7 protein-coding genes are annotated in these 7,458 nt (G+C 69.2%); all 7 read left to right on the top strand.

Features of this window, described 5'->3' with window-relative positions; all coding sequences use genetic code 11:
* Positions 1-1,272: helicase associated domain-containing protein (locus ACZ52R_RS43170; protein WP_465755549.1), on the top strand; the 1,272-nt coding region annotated here is incomplete at its 5' end.
* Between the two features lie 466 nt (positions 1,273-1,738).
* Entirely contained in the window at positions 1,739-2,086 is a 348-nt protein-coding gene (locus ACZ52R_RS43165) for a hypothetical protein (protein ID WP_465755548.1), read from the top strand.
* Between the two features lie 15 nt (positions 2,087-2,101).
* Positions 2,102-4,237: a hypothetical protein gene (locus tag ACZ52R_RS43160; protein WP_465755547.1), complete on the top strand. Its 2,136-nt coding sequence runs from the start codon at positions 2,102-2,104 to the stop codon at positions 4,235-4,237.
* A gap of 4 nt (positions 4,238-4,241) precedes the next feature.
* Positions 4,242-5,282 carry a hypothetical protein gene (locus ACZ52R_RS43155; RefSeq protein ID WP_465626692.1) on the top strand — a complete coding sequence of 347 codons (1,041 nt, stop codon included), beginning with the start codon at positions 4,242-4,244 and terminating at the stop codon, positions 5,280-5,282.
* Between the two features lie 118 nt (positions 5,283-5,400).
* Positions 5,401-5,604 carry a hypothetical protein gene (locus ACZ52R_RS43150; protein ID WP_402954089.1) on the top strand — a complete coding sequence of 68 codons (204 nt, stop codon included), beginning with the start codon at positions 5,401-5,403 and terminating at the stop codon, positions 5,602-5,604.
* 2 nt (positions 5,605-5,606) lie between these two features.
* Positions 5,607-6,389, top strand: coding sequence for a hypothetical protein (locus ACZ52R_RS43145; RefSeq protein ID WP_465626691.1), 783 nt, complete (start codon positions 5,607-5,609; stop codon positions 6,387-6,389).
* Positions 6,390-6,535: 146 nt separating this feature from the next.
* Positions 6,536-7,339 (top strand): helicase associated domain-containing protein, encoded by an 804-nt coding sequence (locus ACZ52R_RS43140; RefSeq protein WP_465755546.1) that lies wholly within the window; start codon positions 6,536-6,538, stop codon positions 7,337-7,339.
* The last annotated feature ends 119 nt before the right edge of the window (positions 7,340-7,458 follow it).

The following is a 7,458-nucleotide window of genomic DNA, read 5'->3' as shown; positions in this document are numbered from 1 at the left end:
CCTCGCCAGTCTCACGGGCCTCGTACAACCGCAAGACTGACGCACCACCACGATCCCAGGCAGCCGAACACCAAGATCACCGACAGAGTCAAGCTCAAGCCCGGTGAGGAACCCGGAGACATTCTGGAGTCGGACTCGTACGGGCCGCTGGTCAAGATCCTCAGTGCCATCCGCAGCCACGACGCCCTGGTGATCGAGGCCCTGGCCTTGCCCCAGAAGTCCGGCAAGCGCACGGGTGGGCGCAGCGCTGAGGCCGAGGTCGCGCCGAGTGTGAGCGAGGGCGGGACGCCCACGTTCTCGCTGCCGGTCCGGTTCCAGAGCAAGCCCGGCGATGACGTTCTGGCGCTGTTCATCGCCACGCGTGTCCTGACCGGGGAAAGCCAGTTCTGGCGTGAGGGGATCGGGCATTGCAGGCGCTGGTACGAGGAGACCGGAGGGCTCGATGTTCCGTATTCGGCGCGGGTCGGTGAGCAGGAGAATTTCCGGCTTGGTGAATGGCTCACGCAGAGGCGAGTTGAATTTGCGAACGGTGAATTGGCGCGCCACCGGGTGGAGATGCTGGAGCAGCTCGGCATGATCTGGTCCGTGAGCGATGCGCGGTTCGAGGCCGGCTTGGACTGGGCGCGGGTGTGGGCGAAGGAGCACGGCGGTTCGCTGGCGGCGCCGGCGCCGGCGCGGGCGGCTGTCGGCGGGTACGCGATCGGGGCCTGGCTGGCGGGGCTGCGGGCAGCCGCTGAGGTGCCCGAGGGCGAGCCGGGGGCGCTCGACCCGCAGCGGCGGGCCGCGCTGGAGGAGATCGACCCGTGGTGGTGCCCGCGCTGGCCGATCACCTGGCAGCGCACGTACGCGGTGGCGCGGCAGTGGTGGCTGGAGTCGGACGGCCGGGTCGACTGGGCCGGCCTGCCGCTGGAGACGGCGTTCGAGGGCGAGGCGCTCGGCCGGTGGGTGCGGGCGCAGCGGGCCGGTTGGGCGGAGCTCGACCAGGAGCAGCGGGAGCTGCTGTCGGCGATCGGCATTGAGGAAGACCAGGAACTGGCGGCGGCGCGGGCGGCGGCCGCGGCGAAGCCGAAGGTGTCGCGGGCGGACCGGTTCGGCGCCGGCCTGGCGGCGCTGGCGGCGTTCGTCGAACGGGAGGGTCATGCGCGGGTTCCGAGGTCCCACCAGGAGGACGGGACGTCGCTGGGCAGCTGGTTGAACAACCAGAAGGCAAGGCGGGACAAGCTCAGCCCGGAGCAGCTCGGGCAGTTGGAGGCCCTGGGGGTGGCCTGGTAGAGCCGCGAAAGGCATTGGAGGCCGTCACTCTGTGGGGTGGCGGCCTCCGGGCCGAAGTCGCTCTACTGCTGCCACCTGCGGCGATGACTTTCCGAGCCCGACAGGACTGTCCGTGTCACGCGCTGGCCGCGAACTCTTCGGGGTTTGACAGTAAAGCTGTAACACTCGCGATGGTAGAGAAGCGACCCGCCGGTAACGATACCTCCACGCCCCGTCCCGGCCCGTCTTCCCCACCCTACGTGCAACCGCCGCTGCGGAGGGTGTCAGTATACCGACAGTGGGGCACGACACGGTCAGCGTGTCGCAGAGCAAACTGCCCCCACACAGAGGGAGGGAGAGCTACATACCCATGGGAAAACCCGACTTCACTACCGGCCCGGTCGCCCCGGCAGCGGCATCGACACCCGGCACGCCGCCCAGTACCTCGCCGTACGCCAACCCCGCCAAGAGCGGCGACAGAGCGCCCTTGAACGCCGCTCCCCCCGGCATGGCGACCACCCAATTGGACACCCCGCACGAACTCGCCGCCTCGGCCGGGATAGCCCGGCAGATCGCCACCGACCTCAACCAAGCCAACGGCAACAGCGGGCCCCTCACGCTGGGCCTCAGTGACCACGTGAGCGCCGCGTCGGCGGGTACCCGCGGTTTCGCCTTCAGCAGCGCGCTCACCAGCTGCACCGAACGGTGGCTGAAGCAGTGCACAGCCCTGCACGACCGGATCGACGGGATCGCCACCAACCTCGACACCACTCAGCGGACGTACACGGCCAACGAGGCCAGGAACGCCCAGCTGTTCGGCACGGCAGTTCACTAAGGGGGAACCGGGCATATGGTGTCCTTCAAGCAGTTATACGAAGCCCGTCCGGACGCGGTCACGGAGGCGGCCGAAGCCTGGTCCGGCGTCGCCAAGACCCTCACCACCTTGGAGGGCCGGGTCTGCAAGGACCTCACCAGCACGGTGCAGCGGGCCGGTTGGAAGGGCGTGGCGGCGGCCAACGCAAACTCGGCATTGGAGGGGGTGGACACCGACTTCCAGCAGGCGTCGGCAGTCGCGACCGCCCTCGCCGCGATCATCACCACCGCGGCCGAGGAGTTCCGCGCGGCCCACAACGACCTCCTCACCGCGATCTACGACGCGAAGACCGAGGAGCTGACCGTCACCCCCGACGGCGAGGTCTGCTGGCCCCCGCTGGCCGGCTCGCGGAACGACCCCGACGGGGTCGAGGCCGCCAAGAAGTACGACACCGAGATGCGGGCCAAGGCCGACGCGATCTCCACCCGCCTCGGCAAGGCCGTCGGCCGGGCCACCGCCGCCGATCAGACGGCCGCCGCCGCCCTCCAGAGCGACATCGGCACCAGCACCACCTCATTCAACCCGAAGCCGTACGGCGCTGGCCCGATCGCTGACGCCAACCGGGCCAAGGACCTGATGCCCAAGGCCGGCAGCCTCTCCGATGACCAGCTCAAGCAGTTGCGGGCCCTCATGGCCGCCAACGCGGAGAACAAGGACTTCTCCACCACCCTCCTCAACGGCCTCAACTGCGGCGGCAAGACTGGCCCGGACGCGCTGCTGGAGTACTCCAAGGTCTACGGCGACCTGGCCCACGGCAATCACAACGCCAAGGGCTACCAGGACGTCTACGGCAACCTGTCGACGGTCCTCGCCACGGCCACCCGCGACGGCGGCATGGGCAAGGACTGGGAGGACGGCCTCCTGAAGGCCGCACGCCGGCCCGGAGACTCGGCGGCCGGCTGGAACGACAACTACCCGGCGCTCACCTCGCTGATGGGCGCGGGCGGGAAGTTCGACAAGTCGTTCCTCCTCAAGGCCGGAAACGACCTGGTCGACTACGAGCGGAACAGCAAGACCAAGGGCGAGGACCTGTGGGGTCCGAACTGGTCCCTCAGGGCCGGTGCAGGCGATCCGCTGGGCCCCTTGATGAAGCAGATGAGGAGCGACCCGGCGGCGGCCGAGGAATTCCTCGACCCGAGCCGCAACAAGAACCTCACCTACCTACTCAAGGACCGCTCGTGGCCCAACCAGGACCTGGAGGGCAAGCTGTCCCCCGACGAGCTGCGCAACAGCTCTCACGGGATGTTCGGTCAGGTCCTGGAAGCCGGCGCGACCGGCCGCGATCCCAACAGCTCGCAGCCGCCTGTACGACCGCACGACGCGACGATGAACCGGATCATGGACACCGCGCTCTCGACGCTCGGCGGCGACAAGGCGGGCGACCAGAACAACCTCGCCGTCGCTCTTCGCCGTCCGATGGCCGACATGGTCGCCGATTACGTGGCAGACACCCATGACATCCTCAGCAAGGACCTTCCCGGCCCCTCCGAACCCGGCGGATTGAACGCCACCCGCGAGCAGCTCCTCCGGGTGATCCGGGGCACCGCCGAAGACCCTGAGGCGTACTCCCTGATCCACCTGGCCGAGACACAGGAGGTGGCCCGGCGGATGGCCGAGTTCGGCCCCGAGGCGTTCAGGGACGTCAACGGGCGCCCGGACCCGAAGTTCGAGGGATTCGTCAACGAGGCCGGCAAGGCCTTGGGCGCGCTCGACGCCGTTCAGGCGGACACGATCACGGACCACAAGTCCGATGAGCAGTTCAAGGTCAACTGGAAAGCCAAGATGGACTACCACTACATCGGCACGCTCGCGAACATGATTCCGGGCAAGGACTGGCTGCCGGTGGGGGACATCGCCCAACGCTACGTCGACGTCGCCACGTCTGACTGGGCGAACAAGGTCAACGCGGCGATCGACACCAAGGCGCAGGGCGACCTCAGCAGCCTGTACACGACGGGACAGTCGCAGATGCAGGTCATGCTCAAGGCGAAGGCCGATCAGTTCGGCGTGCCAGGTCGGGACATCCTGCTCGGCCAGCTGACCGACTCGGCCAACGTTCACTACTACACATCGATCGTCCAGGCCCACAACGCCGCCTTCGGGAAGGGATGATCCGATGCCGGAACGACAGTCCAAGATCTCCGAGGTCGATGCCGCCCTCGACCGGCGCGGGTTCACCACTTGGCCGTTGCGGGTGCGGGCGGTGGTCGGCGCGGTGACGGTGACGGCGGTCGTGGCCGGGGTGGGGGCGTTCCTCGCCAACAACCTGAGCAACGCCTTCGGGCCGGACGCCGTGTGCGACGGCGCGGTGAGCGTGGCCGCACTGAACGACGCGCTCGGGCCGGGCAAGGTCAGCAGCAAGAAGAACGGTGTCTGGCAGTCGCCGAGCGGCGGAGCATTCTGCACGGCGGAGGTGAGCTACGGATTCTTCGGCAACAGCCGGTCCGTCTTCGTGCAGGTCCTCCAGGCCGACGACCTCGCCCCCTACCCGGCCAATTCGAACAGCCAGCTGTTCGCCGCCTCGGCGAACGGCGGCGCGAGCGGAGCGGCCCGCAGCGACTGGGCGTGGGCGCTGCTGCCCGGAGAGTGCGGCAACGGCCTTCGAGTGGAGGTCAAGTCAAACGGCGATGACGGACCCGGCGCGGAGAACCTCGCCCGTCTCGCCGTTTCGGCGGCGAACGGCGTCGCGGCGGGCAAGGGGTGCGGGAAGACGCCGCTTTCCGCACCGCACGAACTGTCACAGGCCGGTCAGGAGCACGACCTGAACAACGCCTCGGTCTGTGGCCTGCCCGGGTTCACTGCGGCCAGCGCCGGCAGCAAGGGCTACCGGGAGAGCGTGACCACCGCGTTCGACCCGGTGTGGGTGTGCCGGATCGCCACCGGCCAGAACCCCATCGCCTGGTCCTTCAGTATCGGGACCGAGCCCAGGGTTCGGGGGCCGTTGGCCGAGAAGGACGCCACACCCGCATTCGGCCGGTCCCGCTGGGCGGGCTCCCCCATCCCGAAGCAGGAGGTCGTGGCGACCTGCCACGACAAACCCACCTACTTCCGGATGGACACCGACATCCTCCAGGGGCTTTTCCCCGACACCGACGAGGCCTGGAAGCAGTTCCTCACCGCTGGCGGCAAGGCGATCGGCTGCGAGCCGATCCTCTGATCGCGTCCGTCGAGTGGTCGGCTCCGCGCCGGCCACTCGATGATGAGGAGGCCGAGGGTGGCCAACCTCGACAGCATCCACGGAGCGGTCACCCTTCTGCTGTACGGCGCTGACCGGTGTGGAGGCGATCTCCAAGGGTGTGTCGGCGTTCCGCGAGCCCAAGGCGAAGGATGCGGCCAGCACGATGGCGGTGACGGGGCTGACCGCGATCACGATGTTCGTCGGCGTCACCGCTCTGGCGGTGATTGCGAAGGTCCACTACGTCGACAACGCCTGCCAGCCCACCGGATCAGCCGTGGCTGCGGGACGTTCACCCAGCTGAGAGTGATCACCCAGCTCGCCTCGTCGATCTTCGGCGGCAGCGATGCAGCTCGGCGCCTGGCTGCTCCTGAACGGCTTCCGTCCATCGCTGGCGACGCTCGGCCGGGCGTGGGACGGCGCGGACGGGATACGTCTGGTCCTTTTCACCGGCATCGCTCTGGTCGCGGTGATGCCCGCGTACCTGCCGCGGCGGAGCAGCGGCGTGGTGGGCGGCCGGTGGTGGTCGGCGCCGATACACACGCGCGCGGCGAGGGCGGGGGTTCGTGGTGGGCGCCGGAGTTGGACGTCGGGGCGGGCGGCCGGTGGTGGCTGCCGGCGCGCTCGTGCGCCGACCGAAAGCTGCCGCTACCGAAGAACCTGCCGACGAAGGGGGTCGAGAGACAACCGGACTGGGCCAACCTCTGCGGCCTGCCCGGGTTCGCACCGGCGAAGAACCCCGAGGCGCAGCTGGACATGTCGCAGCAGGTCACCACCAGGTTCGCCCCTATCTGGTCCTGCACAATCGGCACGAACCCGACGCACGACGGTCAGACGAAGGTCTTCGCGATCACAACCGATCCGCGGACCACCGCCCTGACCCAGAAGGACGGCAAGGACCCGGCCGGGCCCGGGCGGGCTCGGTGGGTCGCTGGCGGGACACTCGTCGTCACCTGCCAGGGCAAGGACGTCTTCTTCAGTCTCAGCGGCGGCTACGAAGGGCCTGCTCTGTTCCCCGACAACGACGACCTGGTACGGAAGTTCCTCGCCGCCGGGGGAAAGGCAATCGGCTGCGAGCCGATTCTCTGATCGCCTCCGTCGAGGGGCCGACTCTGTGACGGCCACTCGACGGACGGATCAAGCGATGGCCGACCGGCACAGCAGGCTGGCTGGCCCGGCCTGGAGGCGGACCAGCGGGACCTGCTGGCGGCGATCGGGAGGCCGACCGCGAGCTGGTGGCCGCCAAGGCCGCCGCCGACGCGAAGCCAAAGGTGTCGAGGGAGGACCGCTTCCAGCAGGGCCTGGCCGCCCTCGCCGCCTTCGTTGAACGCGAGGGCCACGCCAAGGTGCCCCGGTCCCACAAGGAGCCGCTGGAGATCGTGGTGACCGGCCCCGGCGGGGAGGAGAGCATTGAGGTGGTCTCCGTGGGGTTGGGTCCCAAGGTGTCGCGCGCCGACCGGTTCGCCCAGGGCCTGGCGGGGCTCGCGGCCTTCGTCGAGCGTGAGGGGCACGTCCGGGTGCCGCGCACCCACAAGGAGGGCGGGGTGTCCCTCGGGTCCTGGCTCAACAACCAGAAGGCCCGGCGGGACAAGCTCAGCCCGGAACAGCTCGGGCAGCTGGAGGCCTTGGGGGTGGCCTGGCAGGTCCGTTCCCCGTCGGCCCCGGTATGGCTCGCGCCGCCGGGGCCTCTCGCATGTCCTCGGACGGTTAAGAGCGTCGGCTCGTCCAGCGGCCGGGATGCGAACGGGGCCACCGTGGCGCACGGTCGGGGCATGGCCACGATCGTTGTCCTCTTCGAGCTGGAGTCTGACCGGGATCTTGGGGCGGAGGGAGTTGGGCCCGCCGTCCTCATGGTTCACGCTGCCGGCGCCGATCCGGACGCCCCGGAAGACCCCCAGGCGTGGACGCTGTGCGGTAAGGACACCACCCCGATGGAGCACGCCCACTACAGCCCCACCCGGCCCGGTGAGCCGTGGTACCCGCCCGTGTTCTACGACCGGCGGTGCCGGGAGTGCGAAACGATGCTCCGTCGGCTCTGAGACGGCAAACCCGCCGGCGCCACTCAATGAGCCTTCGCCATCTTCGAACATGCTGGTCGGAGGGGCTGGCGTGACGGTTGTCCGGGGTGCTCGTCCTGGTCGTGGGCGGGAGTCTGCGG

This window comes from Kitasatospora sp. NPDC034023 (genome assembly GCF_055575795.1).
Note: the sequence above shows the minus strand (reverse complement) of the source record. Positions and strands in the feature narration are given on the sequence as shown.

What these genes read in the sequence shown, in the direction of transcription:
- ACZ52R_RS43155 (WP_465626692.1), top strand. Translation starts at nt 4,242, where the DNA reads ATGCCGGAACGACAGTCCAAGATCTCCGAGGTCGATGCCGCCCTCGAC.
- ACZ52R_RS43160 (WP_465755547.1), top strand. Translation starts at nt 2,102, where the DNA reads ATGGTGTCCTTCAAGCAGTTATACGAAGCCCGTCCGGACGCGGTCACG.